16 protein-coding genes are annotated in these 21,820 nt (G+C 61.5%); 4 read left to right on the plus strand and 12 right to left on the minus strand.

Annotated elements, in window-relative coordinates; translation table 11 throughout:
- Positions 1-23: 23 nt before the first annotated feature.
- A complete protein-coding gene (locus OCL88_RS08475) occupies positions 24-533 on the minus strand; it encodes a hypothetical protein (protein WP_316560299.1) in 510 nt (169 codons plus the stop codon).
- Positions 534-770: 237 nt separating this feature from the next.
- On the opposite strand from OCL88_RS08475, the gene OCL88_RS08480 reads away from it, so the two are divergent.
- A complete protein-coding gene (locus tag OCL88_RS08480; protein WP_003804966.1) occupies positions 771-1,019 on the plus strand; it encodes a WhiB family transcriptional regulator in 249 nt (82 codons plus the stop codon).
- A gap of 116 nt (positions 1,020-1,135) precedes the next feature.
- Here OCL88_RS08480 and OCL88_RS08485 read toward each other — a convergent pair whose 3' ends face one another.
- The 4 genes from OCL88_RS08485 to OCL88_RS08500 are packed head-to-tail and all read right to left on the minus strand — an operon-like array spanning position 1,136 to position 9,489.
- On the minus strand, positions 1,136-2,605 hold the full coding sequence (locus OCL88_RS08485) for a sensor histidine kinase (RefSeq protein WP_021471878.1): 1,470 nt from the start codon (positions 2,603-2,605) through the stop codon (positions 1,136-1,138).
- 30 nt (positions 2,606-2,635) lie between these two features.
- Positions 2,636-7,492 (minus strand): NAD-glutamate dehydrogenase, encoded by a 4,857-nt coding sequence (locus tag OCL88_RS08490; RefSeq protein WP_264962227.1) that lies wholly within the window; start codon positions 7,490-7,492, stop codon positions 2,636-2,638.
- A 57-nt stretch (positions 7,493-7,549) separates the two neighbouring features.
- The gene (locus OCL88_RS08495; protein WP_264962228.1) at positions 7,550-8,848 is read right to left on the minus strand and encodes an AAA family ATPase; all 1,299 of its coding nucleotides are present in this window, start codon (positions 8,846-8,848) and stop codon (positions 7,550-7,552) included.
- Positions 8,845-9,489, minus strand: a complete 645-nt coding sequence (locus OCL88_RS08500; protein ID WP_264962264.1) for a hypothetical protein — start codon at positions 9,487-9,489, stop codon at positions 8,845-8,847. The genes OCL88_RS08495 and OCL88_RS08500 overlap by 4 nt, the downstream gene beginning before the upstream one ends.
- A 151-nt stretch (positions 9,490-9,640) precedes the next feature.
- On the opposite strand from OCL88_RS08500, the gene OCL88_RS08505 reads away from it, so the two are divergent.
- The gene (locus OCL88_RS08505; RefSeq protein ID WP_021471874.1) at positions 9,641-9,856 is read left to right on the plus strand and encodes a helix-turn-helix domain-containing protein; all 216 of its coding nucleotides are present in this window, start codon (positions 9,641-9,643) and stop codon (positions 9,854-9,856) included.
- A 23-nt stretch (positions 9,857-9,879) separates the two neighbouring features.
- Here the strand turns inward: OCL88_RS08505 and OCL88_RS08510 are convergent, their stop codons facing one another.
- Entirely contained in the window at positions 9,880-10,446 is a 567-nt protein-coding gene (locus tag OCL88_RS08510; protein ID WP_264962229.1) for a hypothetical protein, read from the minus strand.
- A gap of 635 nt (positions 10,447-11,081) precedes the next feature.
- On the opposite strand from OCL88_RS08510, the gene OCL88_RS08515 reads away from it, so the two are divergent.
- Both OCL88_RS08515 and OCL88_RS08520 read left to right on the plus strand, forming a co-directional pair.
- Entirely contained in the window at positions 11,082-11,297 is a 216-nt protein-coding gene (locus OCL88_RS08515) for a LysM peptidoglycan-binding domain-containing protein (protein ID WP_236593328.1), read from the plus strand.
- A gap of 140 nt (positions 11,298-11,437) precedes the next feature.
- Positions 11,438-11,860: an Rv3235 family protein gene (locus OCL88_RS08520; RefSeq protein WP_062097266.1), complete on the plus strand. Its 423-nt coding sequence runs from the start codon at positions 11,438-11,440 to the stop codon at positions 11,858-11,860.
- 81 nt (positions 11,861-11,941) lie between these two features.
- On the opposite strand, the gene secA is transcribed toward OCL88_RS08520, so the two are convergent.
- The 6 genes from secA to mtrB form a co-directional block, all read right to left on the minus strand.
- Complete coding sequence (gene secA / locus OCL88_RS08525; protein ID WP_021471870.1) at positions 11,942-14,683, minus strand: preprotein translocase subunit SecA; 2,742 nt, start codon at positions 14,681-14,683, stop codon at positions 11,942-11,944.
- Between the two features lie 42 nt (positions 14,684-14,725).
- Positions 14,726-16,015, minus strand: a complete 1,290-nt coding sequence (locus tag OCL88_RS08530; protein ID WP_264962230.1) for a winged helix-turn-helix domain-containing protein — start codon at positions 16,013-16,015, stop codon at positions 14,726-14,728.
- A 31-nt stretch (positions 16,016-16,046) separates the two neighbouring features.
- The gene (hpf, locus tag OCL88_RS08535) at positions 16,047-16,775 is read right to left on the minus strand and encodes a ribosome hibernation-promoting factor, HPF/YfiA family (RefSeq protein WP_021471868.1); all 729 of its coding nucleotides are present in this window, start codon (positions 16,773-16,775) and stop codon (positions 16,047-16,049) included.
- 142 nt (positions 16,776-16,917) lie between these two features.
- Positions 16,918-17,934, minus strand: coding sequence for a ComF family protein (locus OCL88_RS08540; protein WP_319951647.1), 1,017 nt, complete (start codon positions 17,932-17,934; stop codon positions 16,918-16,920).
- A 123-nt stretch (positions 17,935-18,057) separates the two neighbouring features.
- Positions 18,058-19,776: an LpqB family beta-propeller domain-containing protein gene (locus OCL88_RS08545; protein ID WP_264962231.1), complete on the minus strand. Its 1,719-nt coding sequence runs from the start codon at positions 19,774-19,776 to the stop codon at positions 18,058-18,060.
- Complete coding sequence (mtrB, locus tag OCL88_RS08550; protein ID WP_264962266.1) at positions 19,773-21,692, minus strand: MtrAB system histidine kinase MtrB; 1,920 nt, start codon at positions 21,690-21,692, stop codon at positions 19,773-19,775. The genes OCL88_RS08545 and mtrB overlap by 4 nt, the downstream gene beginning before the upstream one ends.
- Between the last annotated feature and the right edge of the window lie 128 nt (positions 21,693-21,820).

Consider the following 21,820-nt stretch of genomic DNA (forward strand, 5'->3'; position numbering starts at 1 on the left):
TGCCGAGGGGACCGGAACACTGGCTAGAGGGCGCCTTCGGTGCCACCAGTCCGGGACGCGAACGAAATAACGTTTGGCTGAAACAGGAAGAGGATGGCAGCCAGGGCAGGCAGAATCATGGCAAGTCCCGGCAGGATCAAGCCGCTGGTCGCCGTTGGAAACCCGATAGTCAGGACGAACAACTGCGCCACCAAGGCAGCGGCCCTCGTCCAACGGTAGCCGCGGAACAAGAAATGGCCCACCGCAAAGAGCCAGGCTGAGAACGCCAGCAGCAGACCCAAAGTGAACACTGCTCCCCAGAAGGTGAGCACAGGCGCTCCCGTCAGCAACTCGAAGGCGTACCACGCAGCTGCAGTCAGCAACGCAAGAGCTTCCAGCAGTACAACAACGGAAATCACCTTGATTCCCGGAGGACGCTTGGTTTTCGGCAGGGAACCATCAGCGGGACGGCCTACGGGAGCCGCAGCTGACCGGTCCTCGTTTCCATTGCTGTCAGGGGGCGGCTGGGCGGGGTTAGCGGGAGGTCTTGACACACTGGCACACTACCCGAGATAGTCGTTTAGCAGTGAGGGCACTGGCGGCTGGTGTGATGCATCGCTCACGGATTCCGGGCATTTCAACGACGAATACCCCTTGTTTACAAGGCGTTAACATGAAACGCTTGACTCAGACGACCAAGGGGGCCCATGCGGGCCCCTTTCCTTTGAAGCCTCTCGTGAATGTTTTCACAAGGGGCCCCCTAGTTCTCACGAATGGAGTGACTGATCAGCATGGATTGGCGTAATCGCGCAGCCTGCCTCGACAAGGACCCGGAGCTCTTCTTCCCAGTCGGCAACACGGGACCTGCACTTCTCCAAATTGAGGAAGCAAAGAGCGTTTGCCGCAGGTGCCCCGTGGTGGACACGTGTCTGCAGTGGGCCTTGGAGTCCGGCCAGGACGCCGGCGTCTGGGGAGGCATGAGCGAAGACGAGCGCCGCGCGCTCAAGCGACGCGCCGCCCGCGCCCGCCGCGCCTCATAAGCACAGGAAATACGTAAGGCTCAGGCCGCGGACCGAATGGTCCGCGGCCTGAGCCTTTTTGATCCGCTCTTGCCCACCACGGTGGGGAATCAGTGCTTTTCGGGAAACGGTGTCAGTTATCCCCTGGCCAGATTCAACACGATCTCGACGGCGGTACCGCCGCCGTCCCGCGGGCTCCACTGGATAGAGCCGCCAAGCTCGCTCGTGACGAGTGTCCGAACAATCTGCAAACCCAGCCCTTCCGTGTATTGCCCTTCGGGAAGTCCAACACCGTCGTCGGCGACGGTCACCGTCAAGAACTCATCGTTGCCTTCGCCGGGAGTGCGGTCGGCCAAGAGCCACACGGTACCGGTTCGGCCTTCCAGCCCGTGCTCGACGGCGTTGGTGACCAATTCGTTGATCACCAACGCCAGCGGCGTTGCAAAATCGCTCGGAAGCTCACCGAACATGCCTGAACGCTCCGTGCGGACATGTTGCGATGGAGAAGCGACCTCGGCTGAAAGCCGGAACTGCCTGCCAATCAATTCGTCGAAGTCGACACTCTGGGTCAGTCCCTGCGACAAGGTCTCGTGGACAAGGGCAATCGTGGCTACGCGCCTCATGGCTTGCTCAAGTCCCTGCTTCGCCTCATCACTGACCATCCGCCGGGACTGCATTCGTAAGAGAGCAGCAACAGTCTGGAGGTTGTTCTTGACGCGGTGATGGATCTCCCGAATGGTGGCATCCTTGGTGACGAGTTCCATCTCGCGCCGCCTCAATTCCGAGACGTCCCGGCACAGGACCAGGGCACCAAAGCGATGCTGTTCGTCCCGCAAAGGGATAGCCCGGAGGGACAGGCTGACGCCCCGGGATTCGATCTCACTCCGCCAAGGCATCCGGCCGGTTACCACCAGCGGGAGCGTCTCGTCCACCATCCGGCGGTCCTTGAGCAGCCCTGCCGTGACCTCGGCCAGCGACCGTCCCTCCAGGGACTCCACTTCTCCGAGACGACGGAAGGCGGAGACTCCGTTCGGGCTTGCGTACTGGACCACTCCGTCCGCGTCGAGTCGGATGAGTCCGTCGCCCACACGCGGCGCGCCACGCCGTGACCCGGTGGGCGATGCGAAATCCGGCCAAAGACCCAGGGTTCCCATCCTCAGGAGGTCGTAGGCGCACTGACGATACGTCAGCTCAAGCCTGGAAGGCATCCTGGAACTGGACAGGTCCATGTGCGACGTAACCACTGCAAGTGTCCTGCCGTTCCGGACCATGGGAACGGCCTCTACCCGCAATGCCATCTCGCTGCTCCAACTGGTCTCGCTGGAGCGTTCGATCGAGCGGCTGTTCCAGGCCTTCTCAACGAGGGGCCTCAGGTCGGAGCGGATGCCCTCACCCACGAAGTCCGCGTGGAACACCGTATGCGATGTCGAAGGACGGACGTGGGCGAGGGCAATGTAGCCCAGCTCCGGATGCGGAAACCACAGTGCGAGGTCCGCGAATGCCAAGTCGGCGACCATCTGCCAGTCACCGACCAGGAGGTGCAGCCATTCGGCATCTCCAGGCCCGAAATCAGCGTGTTCCCTGATGGGGTCCGTAAAGATTGCCACTGCACCTCCATTTTCGACGCCGGCTGACAGCTAGCGTCGGACGATTGACCTCAAGAGCCTTAATGCTACCGACAGTGAGGCCATGTCATCGGCCTCGAGTGCGTTCACTTCGTCGAACATGGTCTTCGCCCGCCCGAGTTGTTCAGCATTCTGCCCTTCCCAGGCCTTCAGCCGGTCCTCCGCGGAGGCGCCCTTTTCCGTCGACTCAAGCACCGACGTCGTCATGTCCGCAACTGTGGAATAGAGATCATCCCGTAACGCAGCCCGCGCCAGTGCCTGCCAGCGGTCATCCCGGGGCAAGGCGCTGATGCGCTCCAGCAGGGCGTCCACGTGGAACCGGTTGAACACCGTGTAGTAGACATTGGCCACGTCCTCGACGTCGGCGCTGCGCGAGGTGGCAATACGGGAGATATCCAGGAGGGCGTAGCTCTCGAACAGTTCCGCCCAACGGTGTGCCAGGTGGTCCGGGAGGTCCCAGGACAGGGCCTTCTCCAACCACTCGGCCACGCGGGCCTTGTCGTCTCCACGAAGGTAGTCCAGGAGCCGGGCACGCAGCGGCACCATCATCGGCTTGAAGGAATCCACGACGTCGGCGATCGGTTGGGATGCGATACCTTGCCCCAGCACCCAGCGGACGGCCCGGTCAAGGAGCCTGCGGATGTCCAGGTGGATCTCGCTCCAATGCTCCGTGGGGAAGGATGCCGGCAACGCGTTCAGCTGGTCCACCATCGAATCGAGCTCATAGATTTCCCGAAGGGCAACGAACGCTTTGGCGACGGCGGCCTCGTTGGCGGACGTCTCCTCAATGGCACGGAAGGCAAACGTGATGCCCCCGAGGTTGATGATGTCGTTTGCCACCACAGTCGCGATGATTTCCCGACGCAAAGGATGGGTATCCAACTCCGCATCGAAACGCTCGCGCAGTTGCTTGGGGAAGTACTGGCGGATGGTGTCCTTGAACCAAGGATCCTCTGAAAGGTCGCTCTCACGCAGCGCGGATGCCAGCTCGATCTTTGCGTAAGCAGCAAGGACCGAAAGCTCGGGAGAAGTCAGTCCCTGTCCCTGGTCGAGGCGCTGCCTCAGCGTGTCCGTGGAGGGCAGCGCCTCAAGATCACGCTTGAGGTCGGCCGACTTCTCCAGCCAGTCCATAAGCCGTTCGTAGCTGGGGCTCCACTCCGCCACCCGCGTGCGGTCGTTCAGCAACAAGATGTTTTGGTCGATGTTGTCCTGCAGGACGAGCCGCCCTACTTCTTCGGTCATGTCCGCAAGGAACCGGGAGCGTTCGGACTCCTCCAACTTCCCGGCGGACACCATCCGGTCGACGAAGATCTTGATGTTTACTTCGTGGTCGGAGCAGTCAACGCCGGCGGAATTGTCGATTGCGTCCGTATTGAGAATGACGCCTTGCAAGGCGGCCTCGATGCGGCCACGCTGCGTCAGGCCAAGGTTGCCGCCTTCACCGACGACCTTGACCCGCAGGTCCCGTCCGTCGACGCGGATGGCATCGTTTGCCTTGTCCCCTACGGACGCGTTGGTCTCCGTGCTCGCCTTGATGTAGGTGCCGATGCCGCCGTTGTACAGCAGATCCGCCGGTGCCAACAGGATGGCTCGGAGCAGCTCGGGCGGGCTCAGCTGGGTTGTTCCGTCGGGCAGTCCGAGTGACTGGCGGACCTGCTCGGAGACAGGAATCGTTTTCGCCTGCCTCGGGAAGACACCGCCGCCTTCGCTGATGAGCGCGCGGTCGTAATCGTCCCACGATGACCTGGGCAATTCGAACAGGCGCTGCCGCTCGGCGAAGGAAGCCGCTGCATCCGGCGTCGGGTCAAGAAAGATGTGCCGGTGGTCGAAGGCAGCCACCAAGCGGATGTGCCGGGAGAGGAGCATGCCGTTGCCGAAAACATCGCCCGACATATCCCCGACGCCCACCACCGTGAACTCTTCGGTCTGCGTGTCCAAGTCCAGCTCGCTGAAGTGCCGCTTGACGGACTCCCAGGCGCCGCGGGCGGTGATGCCCATGGCTTTGTGGTCATATCCAACCGAGCCTCCGGAAGCGAAGGCGTCACCCAGCCAGAAACCATACTCTGCCGCCAGCCCGTTGGCGGTATCCGAAAACGTCGCTGTTCCCTTGTCCGCGGCGACCACCAGGTAGGAGTCGTCGCCGTCGTGCCGGACAACGTCCGACGGCGGAACCAGCCTTTCGCCTTCAGGCGAGGTGACGAGGTTGTCGGTGATGTCCAACAGCCCACGGATGAAGGTCTTGTAGCTTTCGATGCCTTCTGCCATCCACGCGGCGCGGTCGACGGTGGGATTCGGAAGCTTCTTGGCGAAGAATCCTCCCTTTGCACCCGTGGGCACGATGACGGCGTTCTTTACGGTCTGGGCTTTGACGAGACCGAGGATCTCCGTTCGGAAATCTTCCCGGCGGTCGGACCAGCGGAGGCCGCCACGCGCCACCTTGCCAAAGCGGAGGTGGACACCTTCGACCCGTGGCGAGTAAACCCAGATTTCGTACATCGGCCGCGGGAAGGGCAATCCCTCGATGCTCGTCGGATCAAGTTTGAAGCTGAGGTAGCCCTTGTTCTGGAAGTAATTGGTGCGAAGCGTCGACTCGATCAGGTTGACGAAGGTCCGCAGAACACGGTCAGCATCCAGCGTCGCAACGTCTTCGATGGCTTCGGCGAGGGCGGCGCGGGCGGCAGCCTGGCGTTCCTTGCGTTCGTCCTCTGAAACTTCGGGATCGAACCGTGCAGCAAAGAGTACAGTCAGTCCGCGGGCGACTTCAGGGTTGGACAACAAGGTGTCGGCAATGAACCCGAACGAGTTCGTGTTGCCCATTTGGCGCATGTATTTGGCATACGCGCGAAGCACCGTGACCTGGCGCCAGTGCATCCCTTCCCGGAGCACCAAGCGGTCAAAGTCGTCGGACTCGACTGCACCTGTCACCGCGGCGCCGAAGGAATCAGCCAAGAGGTTGCCCGTGGCGAGAGGATCAATACCTGTGGGGTACTTCAGGCCAAGGTCATAGAGGAAGAAGTCGCGGTGGTCGGCGGTTTCGATTTCGAAGGGCCGTTCATCGAGCACTTCCAAGCCCAGGTTGTGGAAGTAAGGAAGGATCTGACTGAGGCTCTTGGGCTCCATGAGGTACAGCTTGACGCGGGCGTCTTCTTCAAGGGACTCTCCCGCCCCCTCCGGAAGGTAGACATGGACACCCGGACGCAGGTTCGCGTTGGTTTCCCCGTTGCGTTCCGCCTGGGCGCCATACTTCTCGAAGCGTTCGATGTCCTCGAGGGCGTCCTCCACCTCGTAGTCCACGCGGTAGCCGGCAGGGAAAGCTTCGGCCCACAACCCTGACAGTACGTCCGCTTCTTCTGCGGGCCGGTTCTCGCGGAGGACTTCGGCTATGCCTTCGCTCCATGAACGGGAGGCGCGCATCAACCGGTGTTCCAGCTCAGCAACGTTCACTTCTGCCATTTCAGCTGTTCGGGGTAGCCGGATCCGGAAGAACACGCGGGCGAGGGCCGACTCGGTGATCCTTGCCTCGTAGTCAATGCTTTCGGCCTGGAAGGTTTCCCGCAGCTCCTGCTCGATCCTGAGGCGGACGCTGGTGGTGTATCGGTCGCGCGGCAGGTACACCACGGCAGACATGAATCTGCCGTAGATGTCGGGGCGCAGGAAGAGCTTGGTCCTTCGGCGTTCCTGCAGCCGCTGGATTCCCGTCGCTGTGGCAGCAAGGTCGGGAACCTCGATCTGGAAGAGTTCGTCGCGCGGGTAGGTCTCCAGGATGCCCAGGAGGTCCTTGCCCGAGTGGGAGTCAATGGGGAACCCCGCGTTGCGAAGCACTGCATCCACCTTGTCCCGGACGATGGGAATGTTCCGAACGGATCCTGTGTACGCACTCGTGGCAAAAAGGCCAATGAAGCGACGCTCGCCGTTAACGTTGCCGGCGGCGTCGAAGCTCTTCACGCCAATGTAGTCAAGGTATGCCGGACGGTGAACGGTCGATCGGGAGTTGGCTTTAGTGATGACCAGCGCCCGCTTCTCCCGCGCACGCTTACGGCCGGCGTCGGTAAGGTGTTGGATTTGCCGGGTATTGTCGCCTGCACGCAGCAAGCCCAGGCCGCTGTCCTCGCGAAGCTCCAGGACATCCTCGCCGTCCTCATTGATGAGGTCGTACTCCCGGTATCCGAGGAACGTGAAGTTGCCCTTGTCCAACCATCGCAGGAGGTCCTGGGCCTGGCGGAGTTCGGCAATTTGCTCCGGGTGCGAAACGGTGCCCAACGCCTCGGCAAGTTCCAGGGCTTTGCTCCGCATCTTTGGCCAGTCCTCGACGGCGGCGCGGACGTCCCCCAAGACGCGCTGCAGGCCCTCGACCAGCTCTTTCCGCGCGTCGTCGTTAACGCGGTCAATTTCGACGGCGATCCAGGATTCCATGTGCGAGGCGTTGTCGCCGTTCCCCAGCAGGTGCGCCACGCTGGGCAATGCTGCGGTGTCGCCGCTTGAGATTCCGACGTTGGAGGGGACGCGCGAAACGCTGGCCAGATCCCCGGTTTCACGGTTGCGGGTAGCCACGAACAGGGGGTGCATGACCAGGCGGATGGCGCAGTTCTGCCGCACCAGTTCAGCGTTGACCGAGTCGACGAGGAAAGGCATATCGTCCGTGACAATGTAGACGACGCTTCGATCCGCCTCCCCAACGACTTCTACTACTGCATTTCCTGGCAGGCGGGAGGACGCCAGCTCCTTGTGCTTGTTGGCCCGGGCAATCAGGACCTCAGGAGAGTAGCCTCGGGAATCCTCCTCTGCGAGGTGCTCGTAGTAGTCACCGAAGAAACCTTCGCGGACAACTGCTGCATCGGACCGATCCTCCACACTGGACCCTGACGACATCTACAAACGCCTCCATCACCTGTTGATTGCTGCGACTCTGCAGCCCACAAAATGAGCCTAGCGCTTAAGGAACCCAAGGGCTCTGGTATTTCGTCCAGCGGATTCTCGATTTTGCTGGATATCTGCACAGGACAGCTCCGCAATGGCTTTACGAAGTGCGGAGTCGGGGGCGGACTCCAGGAGCACCGTTCCCGACAAGAGCGCCGCATCGCAGGCAGCAGGGTCTGAGGGCAGGTAAGCGGAAATGGCCATGCCCGGCCCGAACCGTTCCCAGGCTTGCAGCAGTTGTTGCCTTGGTCCCCGACCTACCGAAGATTGCCTGACCTTATTGAGGACCACCCGAATGTTGGCCTGTTCAGCGGCGTCCTTCAGCTCCCCAAGACCCCGGACGAGCCTCGGGATGCCCACGGCATCCGCCGCTCCGACTGCAATGACCTCGTCTGCGAGCTCCATGATTTTCAATGCGGCTCCGTTCCTGCGCGGGGTCATGGAGTCAAAGCTCAATTCCTCGTCAGCCTCCAGGCAAAACCCGACATCCACCACCACAACGTCCGCAAGCTGCTTGGCCCGCTCCACTACGGCTGACAGGGCAGAAGGCCGAAGTTCGGTCCATCGATCAGCGCGGGTAACGCCCCCAAGGAGACGGAAGCTGTTACCCCGCACATGCACCTCCTCCGCTATGCGGGTGAGTCCAGCGACATCCAGGACACCCTGATCTGCCAAGCGGCATGCCTGGGCAAGCCCAGCAGATTCATCAAGCAGACCCAGCATGGCTGATGCACTGGCACCGTAGCTGTCCGCATCCGCAAGAATGACTGAGCTTCCCCGGGCAGACAGTTCGGCAGCGACATTGACCGCAACCGTGGTCCTCCCCGGCGCTCCCACCGGTCCCCACACTGCGATGACCCGCCCTGCGCCCTCCCGGACCACCTCAGCTGCAGGCAGCTGCACCTCCGCATCCGGGATGAGCCCGGCGAAAGCCGTTCCTGCAGCAGCACGGGGGCTCTCCCTCTGCCGGTCAACCGCACGGGAAATGCGGTCGGCAAGGTCGGCGGCGGCTATGTCCGCCCGCTCCGGCAGCACGCCGATCGCTTCCAGTCGGAGCATTTCCTCAGCGTCATCTGTCAGCACGACAACGGAGACACCCACGGCGTCCAATCTCTCCACGAGGCTGGACGAGAGGTCTGAGGTGTCGGCCGAAATGACGGCGGCCATGGCCAAGCCACTTTCGCATGCTGCGAGCAGCTCCGTCAGTTCCGTGCAGCGCCGAACGACGGTGACCGGACCGTGCAATCGCTCAAGCCCACCCACCACGAACTGTTGGTCGGGGCCGAAGGTGACTACCGGAATGCTCATTGCCGAACGCCTGAAGGGTTCCAGACCGCGGATACCTTTGCGCCGTTAGCCTGCGCGCCCAGCAGCTCGGGCATCTGTTGATCTGTCACAAGGACCAGGAGAACTGTTGACTTGGACGCCCCCAAAGAACTGGAACCGGGCGTAACCGCGGTCACTTCCGCCCCGGGGAGCAACAGGACGGGCCTGTCGAAGCCGCGTGCAGAGTCCGGTTTCGAAACCCAGACGTCCACCCTGGCCCCGGGAACTACTTGGTCCGGCAGCGCTGTGTCCACAGGGATGGCCACGGGTTTGCGGTCCAAAACATCTGCCCGCCCGAGGCTTTGACGAGGCACCAACTGGTGCTTTTCGATCCGCTGAAGCGCCACGTCGCCTTCTGCAAGGCCGGCTGAAACCGTTAGATAGAACGCCTCCACATCTCCCAAACGCACATCAACCGCTTCGAGGTCATCGGCACTTATGGACTGGCCGACAGCGATTGGCTCCTTAGCCGCGTACAGCTTGTTGGTCTTGTCAGCGGAGCCGATAACGGCCACGACTCCTGACACGGACAGCAAGACCAACAGAATCCCGATGAGGAGCCTGGGGTCCTTCCATGAAGGGGCTTTCAATCGCGCCGTTCCGGTAGGTGACCCCTGCTCCATCATTCATGCTCCCCCGTCAGTCGTGACATGCGGCTGTTCCGCCACTTCATTGTCCGGGGATTCCATCACCAAGCCCAACCGAAGTGCCATGAAAAGCATGAAACTGTGGATAACTGCACCAAAGCCTGCATTTCGATGGCAAAATGGTCCCATGCCCCGTTTCTTGACCTTGGCCGACGTTGCCGAACAACTCCAGATCAACTCCCCCCAGGCCTACGCGCTCGTTAGGAGCGGAGAACTCAAGGCCATACAGGTAGGCGGCCGCGGCCAGTGGCGGATCGAAGAAAAGATGTTGGAGCAGTACATCGAAGAGCGCTATGCCGAGGCGAGCCGGATGATCGAGAAATCCAGGTCCAAATCTGCCTGAAACCGGCAGCGGTCCACCTACCTCTAATACTCGCGTCGCGAAGCAGAGCGCACCCCGAGCAGAGACCTAAAGGCCACGGTAGCTACAGCAGTCACGGCGGTGGCACGGCGCGCCTCTCCTCCTGTGACAGCGATCTCCAGGAAGTCCTTGCCCACCCTGTCGATGACTCCGCTGAGCACACGCCCCGCAGCGCCTGCCGCCACATGGACCTCAACACTCAGTCTTTCGCGGGCGAGGCCCCGAAGGGCACTGGCCAAGGGAAATACCAAAGCGGGCCCGTTCACAGGCTTCCGGGCCAGCCTGCCAAGATTCTCGAAATAGCTCACGGAATGCAGCGGAATGAGCCACTGACGGGTGGCAGTGTTGAGCACCAACCAGTCCGCCCCGACCCGCCCCAATGAACCGGCTTCCTTGCTGCCATCGTTCAGCGTGATCGAGACTTCGCGCCCGAGGGCGCCGCGTAGCCTGTCGGCGAGTTCGAACTGCGCGACCTCCACGCGGGCACGTTCGGCAACCTCCGCTTCCCGCGCCAACGTGCGGTCAGCAAAAAATTGCGCCTCCATGTCACCAAAAAGAGAGTCCCATCTCATCTGCTCAGGCTAGGCTCTGAAGAAACAAGCAGCAACACCACGGCGCGTAACAATTGGACACATTGCATCAAAGAAGTTCAAACTGAACTAATTGCATCAAATGACATCAAACTGCTGTGGGGAGCACGAGTCCGATGAGCCAGGAACTACGACCACTCCGGAACGACGCCGCGTTGGCCTTTGCCATCTTGTTCATCGGTTGCCTTTTGGTGGCTGTCGGCGGGCCTTGGCCACGTATAAAAGCGGTGCCGATTGACGCACTGACGTTTGACCAGCTCTTCGGCCTCGGCGCGAACCTCGCGGGTCTGGCGGTCGTGTCCTGGTGGTTACTCTCCTTTGTTCTCGGCCTCATGGCGAATGTCTTGAAGCGAACCGGACAAAGTACTGCCGCGCGAGTCACCTCCCAAGCCACTCCTGCTTTCATGATTCGCATCGGAGCAGCCGTTCTGAGCGTGAATCTTCTAGGAGGCACCGCGGCCTTCGCCGCTTCTGTTCCCGATCCGGGGTGGAGAAGCACGTCCACAGCACAGTCACCCGATGCCGCTTGGACGAAGACAGGCCTGAGCGTGACACCCGGGTGGAAGCCCAAGGCTCCAATCATCGACCCGGGTTTACTCAGTCGGTCTTCTGCACGCGTGGCAACGCCACGAGCTTCGGACGATGAAGGCGTTGTTGTCATGCCGGGCGACACCCTATGGTCCATCGCGGCCAGCCGGTCAGGACCATTCGCCAGTGACCTCGATATCGCCCTCGAGTGGCCCAAGTGGTACGCGGCCAACAAAACAACGATCGGCGAGGACCCTGCTGTTCTCCATCCCGGACAGGTCCTGAAACCTCCGCCGCGAACCTGACCATTCGTCCCACTCCAGCAAATCTGCCCGCTCAGGGGCATTTAGATCCAATTTCACCCCTTTCAGGGTCATCCCAGATAGCACTGGAGCCAGGCAAACCCCATGCCCGGCTCCCTCAAGCAACTCTCTGAGGATGGACCATGAGCGTAAGCACTACCCAACGACTGGGCGCCAGGCCAAAACCGAAACGCAGGCTTCCGGTCCGCGGCTCCGGCGGCAACAGTATCGATGTCCGGTTAGTTGCCCGCAGCATAGCCCAGGCAGTCGTGGAGGTGCTTGCCGGAACGCGTCCTATACAACAGCTGGCAGTTTCCTTGTCTGATGACTGCTATTTTTCGCTTCAACACAGAGCTGCCTTGACCCGTGAACACGCCGCGAAATCGCGCGCATCACAACGCATCCACCTCAGCCCCATGGTCCGCTCGGTACGTGTGTGCAGTATTTCCGACACCATCTGTGAGGCCTCAGTCGTGGTGGCGGAAGAGCAACGCTGCCGGGCTTTGGCAATCCGTCTGGAACTGATGGACGATGTGTGGCAGGTGACCGCGCTCGAGATTGGATGAATCTCTCGCCATCAGGCAAAAAGAAGTCCGGGATCGCTCGCATTGAACGATCCCGGACTCTCACGATTCGAACGAACCGAACTAACGCCGCTTCTTCTTAGCGGGCTTCCGCGGTTCCTGGGTGGCTGCCTTCGCCGGGTTTCCCGAACGGCCTGAAGACCTTCCCTCAATGCGCGTCTGGGTTCCTCCGTCTTCGCCGGGCGCCGTGTACTGCAGCTGAGCCGGCTTCTCAGGCGCTTCGAGGCCTGCCGCCCGGATTTGAGGCTCGTGGTGTTCGGTATGCGTGCCACCAACAGAGTCGTCGGCCACCACAACGTCTTCCGCCGGGGTTACCTCAACCTCGAGGTTATAGAGGAACCCAATGCTCTCTTCGCGGATGGCCTCCATCATGCTCTGGAACATGACATAGCCCTCGCGCTGGTACTCCACCAACGGGTCCCTCTGCGCCATCGCCCTCAGGCCGATGCCTTCCTTGAGGTAATCCATCTCGTAAAGATGCTCTTGCCACTTCCGTCCCAAGACCGAGAGGACGACGCGACGTTCAAGCTCACGCATGCTTTCAGAGCCGATAGCTTCTTCGCGTGCCTGGTAGACCAACTTCGCGTCGGAGAGGATCTCATTCCTCAGGAACTCGACCGTAACCTTGGACTTGCCTCCAGCTTCATCAATGATGTCCTGGGCGGTGACCGTTGCCGGGTAAAGGGTCTTAAGGTTCGACCAGAGCTGGTTGAAGTCCCAATCGTCGCCGGTACCTTCGGCAGTCGCGGCGTCTATCAGGGCGTTAATTGTGTCTTCCAGGAAGAACTGAACCTTTTCGTGGAGATCGTCCCCCTCAAGGATCCGACGGCGGTCACCGTAGATAGCCTCGCGCTGGCGGTTCAGGACATCATCGTATTTGAGGACGTTCTTGCGCTGTTCCGCGTTGCGGGCTTCCACCTGGCTTTGGGCCGAGGCGATGGCGCGGGATACGAGCTTCGATTCCAGGGCAACGTCGTCCGGGACCGAACTGTTCATGAGCCTTTCGGCTGCACCGGAGTTGAACAGCCTCATGAGGTCATCGGTCAGGGAGAGGTAGAAGCGGGACTCACCGGGATCACCTTGACGGCCGGACCGTCCGCGAAGCTGGTTGTCGATGCGGCGGGATTCGTGGCGCTCAGTGCCCAGGACGTAGAGACCGCCCAGATCCAACACTTCCTCATGCTCATCCTTGACGGCCTGCTTGGCCGCGGCGAGCGCCTCCGGCCAAGCGGCCTCGTACTCGTCCGAGTTTTCCTCGGGGTCGAGTCCGCGCTTGGCCAACTCGGCAATCGCAGTGAACTCGGCGTTTCCGCCCAACATGATGTCCGTGCCGCGGCCTGCCATGTTGGTAGCAACAGTCACGGCGCCTTTACGACCCGCTTGTGCCACGATCGAGGCTTCCCGGGCGTGGTTCTTTGCATTGAGTACCTCGTGGCGGATGCCTTCTTTACCCAGCAACTTGGAGAGATACTCGCTCTTCTCCACGCTGGTTGTACCCACAAGGACGGGCTGGCCCTTCTCATGCCGCTCGGCGATGTCCTTGACCACCGCGTCGAACTTCACGATTTCGTTCTTGTAGACGAGGTCGGGCTGGTCAATGCGCTGCATGTCCCGGTTGGTCGGGATGGCTACTACGCCCAGCTTGTAGGTGCTCATGAACTCTGCGGCTTCCGTCTCAGCCGTACCGGTCATGCCGGACAGCTTGGAATACATGCGGAAGTAGTTCTGCAGGGTGACGGTGGCGAGAGTCTGGTTCTCTGCCTTGATCTCGACGTTTTCCTTGGCCTCGATCGCTTGGTGCATGCCCTCGTTGTAGCGGCGTCCGGCGAGGATACGTCCGGTATGTTCATCGACGATCAGCACTTCGCCGTCCAGGATGACGTAGTCCTTATCCCGCTTGAAAAGCTCCTTGGCCTTGATGGCGTTGTTAAGGAATCCGATCAAAGGAGTGTTGGCTGATTCGTACAGGTTCTGGATGCCGAGGTAGTCCTCGACTTTTTCGATGCCGGATTCCAGCACGCCTACCGTGCGCTTCTTTTCGTCGACCTCGTAGTCAACGTCCGGCTGGAGGCGAAGAACAACCTTGGCGAACTCGCTGTACCAGCGGTTGGTGTCCCCCTGGGCGGGGCCGGAGATGATCAGCGGTGTACGTGCCTCGTCGATCAGGATGGAGTCGACTTCATCCACAATCGCGAAATGGTGTCCTCGTTGCACAAGCTCGCTGGCATCCCAGGCCATGTTGTCGCGCAGGTAATCGAATCCGAACTCGTTATTGGTGCCGTACGTGATGTCCGCAGCGTACTGTTCCCTGCGCAAGGCCGGATCCTGGTTGGACAGGATGCATCCGCTGGTGAGGCCCAGGAAGCGGTAGACGCGGCCCATCAGCTCGGATTGGTACTCGGCAAGGTAATCGTTGACCGTCACAACATGGACGCCCTTGCCGGTCAAAGCATTCAGATAGGCAGGCGCCGTTGCGACGAGGGTTTTACCTTCACCGGTCTTCATTTCGGCAATGTTGCCCAAATGGAGTGCGGCGCCACCCATGAGCTGTACGTCGAAGTGGCGCATACCCAGGGTCCTGGACGAAGCCTCCCGAACTGCAGCGAAGGCCTCGGGGAGAAGATCGTTGAGGGTTTCTCCGTCTTGGTGACGGGCGCGGAGCCGGTCGGTCTCTTCACGGAGTTCGGCATCTGAGAACGTCTTGAATGAGTCTTCAAGGGCATTGATGGAATCGGCATAGTTCCGCAGTTGCTTCAGGGTTTTTTTGTCACCCGTGCGGAGAAGTTTTTCGATTAGTGATGCCACGTGAAATTGCTCCCAGTCTCATGCTGCCGAATTCTGGCTGTTTCAGTCTACGGGAGAGACCAAAGCCACGTAGCCTGTTTCCCCTGTCAGCGGACTGACGCGCCCGCCGAACGGATCCGGGGAGGGGCGACGGGCCGCAATGGCCTCGTTGAGCGTACGGGCCAAGTCTCCGGCAGGCGACACCACCACTTCCTGGAGCCCAAGCCAATCCCTCATGAGGCACAGCTCTGCCGCCAGTTCCTCAGCAGTATCCGAGGGCGCCGAGGGTTCGGCATGGGCAGAGCGAACCAACAGCCTGCCCCCTGTCCGGTCAGCCTTCAGGTCTACCCGCGCAACGATCGCTTCGCGAAGAAGGAATGGCAACACGTAGTAGCCGAAACGGCGCTTGGCCGCAGGCGTGTAGATCTCGATCCGGTAGTGGAAGCCGAAGAGTTCTTCAAGGCGGCGCCGTTCGAAAACCAGCGAATCGAAGGGACTGAGGAGCGCGCGCCCTTCTGCCCGGCGCGGTATTTTTGCGTCAACATGCCGGAAAACGTCGCGGTCCCAGCCCTTCACAGTGACGCGCTCGAGTCGGCCGGCCCTCAGGAGGCGTTCCACGGAGGCCTGTCCGGCTTTGGCCGGCGTGCGAAAGTAGTCTGCGAAGCACCGGACCGTACCAATCCCATGAGCCTTCGCCGCTGCTTCGATCAAACGGTCCATGGATGCCTCGGGATCCATCCACTCCGGTGTTCCTCCGGGGTACACACGGGACGTCAGTGCGTACCGGCGTTCAAACTGGGCGGTTCGGGCAGCGGCTGAAACGCGCCCTTCCTCGAAGAGATGTTCAAGAACGCGTTTGACGACGTTCCAGTTCCAACCCCAATTCGCCCGGTCCTGGACTTCATCATGTCCCAACTTGGCTGTCAGTTCCGAGGCGGTCATCGGCCTGCTCGTCGCCAGTACTGCGAGGATGCGGTTTTCCATGTCAATTCGCACCTCCTCGTCCAACGAGTGGGCGCCCACCCAGTACCGCTTCTGCCAGGCAAGCAGATCGGGGAAATGTTCCGGCCTGATGAAACTGGCTTCATGGGCCCAGTACTCCATCATTCTTCGAGGCGCCCTCCCTGCCATCGTCTGCAGGATCGCGGTGTCATAGTTACCCAGCCGGGAAAAGAAGGGGAGGTAGTGACTGCGGGCAAGGACATTGACCGAATCGATCTGCACCAACTGCAATTGGGCAAAAGTCCGGCCCACCGCCCTCGCTGTTACGGGGGTGGTGGGCCGGACCCTTGCTAATCCTTGGGCCTCAAAGGCCATCCGCCGCGCCTGTGACAGGCTCAGCGAAACGGTCATGGGAGTCCTTTCACTACAAGCAGCGTGCCGATTACCGTGCGCTTGCTGCTTGGTCGTCCGAGCGGTACGCGTGGATCTTCTCTTCGACGGCCTCCTGGCCGGGCTCACAGGTGGAATCGAGGGAGATCACACCATAGGTCCAGCCGCTTCGACGGTACACAACGGAGGGTGCGTTGGTTTCCTTATCGAGGAACAGGTAGAAGTTGTGACCCACCAGTTCCATGTTGTCGACGGCGTCGTCGAGCGTGAGCGAGGCTGCCGGGAAAACCTTCCGGCGGATCAGCACGGGGGAATCACCGGCGGGAATATCGTTTTCGATCTCGTACGGCGACCGCTCGTCGGGTTCGGCTGCAGCGGTTTCGCTGTTACCGGCCACCTCGTAAATAGGAGCCGTTGTACTGGCAGGCTCCAGGGATGCCGTTGCTTCGCGAACGGCCTTGGGCGTGTGGCGCCCGTGGTGCACCTTTTTCCTGTCCTTCGCCCGCCGCAGACGCTCAAGAAGCTTGTTGTAGGCAAGATCGAAGGCAGCAAATTTGTCAGCGGCTGTGGCTTCGGCACGAATAACAGGGCCTCGGCCCAAAACTGTCACTTCAACGGTAAGCTGGCCGGGCGTCTGCCGGGGATTGGTCTCCTTGGAAACCTTGGCGTCAACCCGCTGGACCTTGTCCCCCAGGGATTCAATCTTTGAGATCTTCTCGCCGGCATATTCGCGGAAGCGGTCGGAAACTGTCAGATTTCGTCCGCTGATCATGAACTCCATGGTGCCCTCCAATAACTCAGGTGACACGACAACGACGCTTCTTGGGGCCGGTCTGACAGACAGTCGAGCCCCTTTCCGAGCCGCTATCGACAGGTACATCTGTTCTTGGTACCCACAACCGACGTTAGTTCATCGGCACGAGTTATTCATCCTTTGGCAACTTATTTTTTGATTTGGTCACAAGGACCCCGGGGGACTCGTCGCCGCCCGGCCCGGAGGCGTAGGCTGGTGGCCTCGTGGCCGCCAACACGATGGCTCCGCACACGATGCCGCCGGCTGCGGACAGCGCTCTGGCTGATTCGGCGAGCGTCGCCCCCGTGGTCAGAACATCGTCAATGATCACGAGCCTTTGCCCGTTGATCTTCTTCGTGGACCGGGACGGCACCTGCATGGAGCCGGCGACCCTCCGGGCCCGTTCTCCGCGCCCCAAGCCCTTCTGTCCGCCGGCTTTCCTGATACCGCCGCTTCTTCCCAGAACGCCGGCGAGGTACTGGTGGATACTCCGCGGCGAAGCTCCCCTACGGATCAACGGCACAAGCCCGGGGCGTTTCCGCAGGACGTCCACTACCGGAAAGTCCGGGAGCAATCGGCGGCGCCGCGTACTGGCCAGGAGGAGTCGCACGGGGCTGAAACCACGTTTCCTGAAAGCTGCTCCGCTGCTGGGCACCGGAACAAGGCAGTAGCTTGCTTTTCCACCGGCGGCAGCTCCCACCGCCCGCGCCAGGCACGCGCCGAGGACATTCGCCAAGCGCCATTGGCCAAGCCGCTTGAACGACAACAACGCCTGGCTGAGTTCCTCACGGTACGGGCCCGCTGCCACGACTTCCAACGTCGCGGTCCCATCGATGTCCACTAATGCCGGCGCCTGTTGCTCCGCACGGAAAGGACTGGCACACAACAGCCTGACTTTCTTTGCACACACGCCGCAAATGACGGCGTCCTCCACTCCACAGCAAACACACTCAACAGGAACGAGCAGCACGAGCAACTCGCCACAAGCGCGCTGAAAGGCCGCGGCGCACTTGGCCGGCACGGCACGGTACTCGCCGCGCCTGCGGGCAGCTCCGGGATCCCGGGAGTCCAGGTCAGGGTCGCGGCGGGCAAGCAAAGACGTGGCCGGACTGCGGGGACTGCGGACCGCGGACGTCACAGCAGCCACCGCCCACGGATGGCGTATGTGTTTAGCATGTCCCAAGCCTGACGCGCGGGTGGCTTAACCGGCAGCCACCCGCGCGGCTATGTGAATAACCTTGAAGCGTGAATAACCTTGAAGCGGCGGACCTCATCCCGGGAAGGAAGGCTCCGTTGGTCCTTTGAGTTGGAGCTCCCAACCGTTTCCTACGCGTTGGAAGACCCCGGCCTCGGATTGGCCGAATATTTGCTCCGGGCCATTGCCGGCGCTCAGGCTCGTGAGACCGTCCCAGGGCGCAAGCTGCTGGGGATCCCCTGATGCCAGGGACAGCAGTTCCGGAACCACGGTTGCCGTGGCGGACCCCGCCATCACTGCCACCGAAGAACCATTGACCCACACGCCTTGGTCCGGTTCGGAAGAGGTGACCAGGTTTACGGGCACCGTAAGGTCCTTCGGAGTCCCGTCGGAATTGCGAACTATGCCGGCCACCTGTACCGCCGTCTTTCCGTTGGCTTCGGAAATAACCAGCGCCCGGGTCCCTTCCCTGGAGACACGGAAGTCCTTGACCGTCCTGCCCGACAACCAGGCCGGGGTCATGGTCACTGACGGTACAGCCATGCCTGCTGCAACGCCCGTGGGTTTGAAGGCCACCACTTCCGTGGCACCGCTGGCACCGGGACCGGCAGTCCAAACCCAATCACCGGGACTGAAAGAAGGCCCGGTGAGGGCGCTCCTGGTGGTCAGTTGCCTGGCCGTTTCCTGTCCGGGCTCTATGACGTACAGGGTGGTCTTGTCTCCGTTGAGGAACGCGATGGTTTGGGACACCGGCGACTCGGCCGGTGCATGCGGCCCTAGCCCCGCCACCGAACGAATGTCAGGCAAGGGTGAGATCCTGTTGTTCTCGTAGCGGACCAGTTCCCCGTTGTTGATGGCTATTTGGCGGGCGGGAACGCTTCGGTCAACCACGGGCGGGAGGACGGAACCGTCATCATCCACCCGGACCAGGTCCTGGTCTGCACGCAGTTGGACGTTTATCACGTCCGGTTGGCTCCTGAATGTCAAAGCCAACTGGTTCTGCATGCGTTGGCGGTCCTCGGCCGAGGCGTCAAAAAGCTCCTTCGCCGAGAGGTCCACCTGGGCCGACCCGGACACGACGGGGACCGACTCTCGGGCCAGCTTCATCCCGGACGGAAAAGCGCTGACGACGGCGCCCCGCAAGTAGGGTGCGGGACCGGCGAGCAAGGCGCTGGTCATGGACTTGACGGTCTTCTTCTTGATGAACCAGCGGTAGTCCGGCACCGCATAAGTGAAGGTGGGGTCGTAAAAGTAGATGGGATAGGCACCGTAGATGACCTTGAAGGTTTCTTCGGGTATGGCTGTCCCGTCCGGCACCTTGGAAATCCGCCACTCCCCTTCCACTTGGTCCAGGGTGACGGGAATGGATTCCTTCGTTCCAGCCGGGTACTGGGTTGCTATGCCATCGGCATCCACGGAATAGGCAACATCCAGCTGGTAGACGTATTCGTTTTCAATGGCCGTCTTAACAACCTGCGCCTCACGGAACACCAAGGCACGTTTGTCAGGCTTCCAGGTGACGGACTGCGCCTGGGTGAGGTACTGGCGTGCCACAGGGTAGTCGTCCTCGTAGCCGCTGCCCGCCATGTAGAAGTCCTCGATCACGGCTTCGGGACTTGCTCCGGCGCGAGGTGCCGCCGGAAAGAAGACGGGTGCGTTGGCGTTTCCGGCGCCCTCATCCTTGCTCTTGCCAACCGGTCCTGACCGGGGAATCTGCGCACAGGAAGCCAGCAGGACCATCAGGAGCGCCAGCATGGCCACGAAGGCGCGTTTGCGGGCTTGTTGGCGATTCACGACGTCGGTCCTTTCCCTTGCTCCGGCCGGTCTTCAGCGCCGGGAACGTCATGGTTCCCTGCCTCGACGTCGTCGGCGCGGGTGCCGTGTCCGGCGCCGTCAACCGCACCCGGGTTCTGGTGTTCGGCAGGTGCGACGCCGGCGTTCCCAAGGGGCGCACCCATCTCATCCGAGGCCGGCCCGGCCGTGGGGTCGTCCGCTGCTGCGCTGAGCAACAGCACTTGCCGTTCGAGCACTGCCCCCGGCTCTATGCCGCTCACGGCGAATTCCGCGGGTTCAAGTTGGAGGGGCGATTTGAGGATTGTCCCTCCCTGCCGCAGCGGCAAGGTCAACCTGAAGTTCGAACCAACGCCCTTGCGGCCCCAAGCCTGCAACCACCCATTGTGCAGCTTGGTGTCCTCGGCGGCGATGGACAGGCCCAGGCCGCTTCCCCCGGTTGTCCTGGCGCGGGCGGGGTCGGCCCGCCAGAAGCGGTCGAACACACGGGCCGCCTCCGTGGGGGTCATCCCGATTCCGTGGTCACGGACCGCGATGGCCACAGCATCCTGGTTGGCTGCAACGGAAATGTGGACCGGCCGGCCTTCACCGTGTTCGAGAGCGTTCAGTACCAGGTTCCGAAGGATTCGGTCGATGCGCCTCGAGTCCATTTCCACGATGATGCTCTTCTCGCGGGCGTGCAGGAGGACCTCGGAACCATACTCCTCAGCCACCGGAGCTGCGCCTTCAATGACTTGGGCCAGGACTTGGAAAATATCCTGCGGCTCGGCGTCCAGGACGGCCGCTCCCGCGTCGAAGCGCGAGATCTCCAGCAGGTCCGAAAGAAGTGACTGGAAACGTTCCACCTGGTTGTAAAGGAGCTCGGCCGATCTCTTGTTCATGGGATCGAAGTCTTCGCGGGCGTCGTACAGGACTTCCGCGGCCATCCGCACGGTGGTCAGCGGGGTCCTCAACTCGTGCGAAACGTCTGAGACGAAGCGCTGCTGCATCTGGGAGAGAGTGGCAAGCTGGGTAATCTGCTCCTGCAGGCTCGCGGCCATGTGGTTGAAGGATGCTCCGAGGCGGGCCACCTCGTCTTCCCCCTTGACCACCATCCGCTCCTGCAGTTGGCCTGCCGCGAGCTTTTCGGAAACGACGGCGGCATGGCTGACTGGGCTGACGACGTTCCGGGTGACGTACCAGGCTACGGCACCGATCATGAGCACCAGTGCTGCGCCGCCGGCCAGCAGGACGTTCTGGATCTCGTCCAACGTCTTTTGCGCCGTGTTGAGGTCATAGATGAGATAGAGCTCGTACATGGTCCCGTTGAACGTGACCTTGTTGCCCACGGCGATGCCGGGACGGTCCTCGTTGCCCACCGGGAACTCCATGGAAGCCCAGAATTGTTGCTTCCCTCCTTCCTGCACCGCTTTGCGGAGTTCAGGAGGGATGACGCGGACAGTCAATTGGTCCGAAGCGCGTGACTCGACCCATCGGTTGCGGGGCTTGGTCTGTTCCGGGACGGCTTCGAAGACGTAGCGGCGCTGGATGACCGAACCCCGGCCTTCCACCGCAGTGAGGGTGTCGTACACCAGCGTGATGACGCTGGACTGATCCGTGACCTGAGCACCGTCGAAAGTGTCCTGGACCTGCTTGACGTTGTAACGGGACTCCGATTCCGCTTGGGCGAGGCGTTCCTGGAAGAGGTTGTTGGCGATCTGGTTCGAGAGGTATGCCCCGACGATGGCAAAGGACGTCACCGCCAGCAGCAACGTGGTGAGGACAGTCCTGAACTCAAGGGATCGCCGCCACCTCTTAAGCAGTGAGCGCCAGAGGAAGCGCAGTCCAGGCCGGATCTGCCGAATGCCGATGGAAACCAGCCGCGACACCCTGAGCACCAGTATGAGGCCACGGCGTGTCCAGATACGCGCGCGCGACATCAGCCACCGCACGTTCCGCTCTTGGCGGTGGCTGGAGGTAAAGGCCCCTTCCGACGTCGGACGTTCCGCTTGCGGAACGTCCGACTGTGTACCGGTGCCGGCGGGAGGCTGTTCGGTTTCCTCTTGGC

The sequence above is a fragment of the Paenarthrobacter sp. PAE-2 genome, from assembly GCF_026013155.1.
In the GTDB taxonomy this organism is placed as follows: Bacteria; Actinomycetota; Actinomycetes; order Actinomycetales; family Micrococcaceae; genus Arthrobacter; species Arthrobacter ureafaciens.

Excerpts from the sequence above, each read along its gene's own strand:
- OCL88_RS08520 (WP_062097266.1), top strand. The coding sequence starts at position 11,438 with ATGAGCGTAAGCACTACCCAACGACTGGGCGCCAGGCCAAAACCGAAA.
- hpf (WP_021471868.1), bottom strand. The coding sequence starts at position 16,775 with ATGGAGTTCATGATCAGCGGACGAAATCTGACAGTTTCCGACCGCTTC.
- OCL88_RS08510 (WP_264962229.1), bottom strand. The coding sequence starts at position 10,446 with ATGAGATGGGACTCTCTTTTTGGTGACATGGAGGCGCAATTTTTTGCT.
- OCL88_RS08480 (WP_003804966.1), top strand. The coding sequence starts at position 771 with ATGGATTGGCGTAATCGCGCAGCCTGCCTCGACAAGGACCCGGAGCTC.
- OCL88_RS08530 (WP_264962230.1), bottom strand. The coding sequence starts at position 16,015 with ATGACCGTTTCGCTGAGCCTGTCACAGGCGCGGCGGATGGCCTTTGAG.
- OCL88_RS08505 (WP_021471874.1), top strand. The coding sequence starts at position 9,641 with ATGCCCCGTTTCTTGACCTTGGCCGACGTTGCCGAACAACTCCAGATC.
- mtrB (WP_264962266.1), bottom strand. The coding sequence starts at position 21,692 with ATGTCGCGCGCGCGTATCTGGACACGCCGTGGCCTCATACTGGTGCTC.
- OCL88_RS08495 (WP_264962228.1), bottom strand. The coding sequence starts at position 8,848 with ATGAGCATTCCGGTAGTCACCTTCGGCCCCGACCAACAGTTCGTGGTG.
- OCL88_RS08490 (WP_264962227.1), bottom strand. The coding sequence starts at position 7,492 with ATGTCGTCAGGGTCCAGTGTGGAGGATCGGTCCGATGCAGCAGTTGTC.
- OCL88_RS08500 (WP_264962264.1), bottom strand. The coding sequence starts at position 9,489 with ATGGAGCAGGGGTCACCTACCGGAACGGCGCGATTGAAAGCCCCTTCA.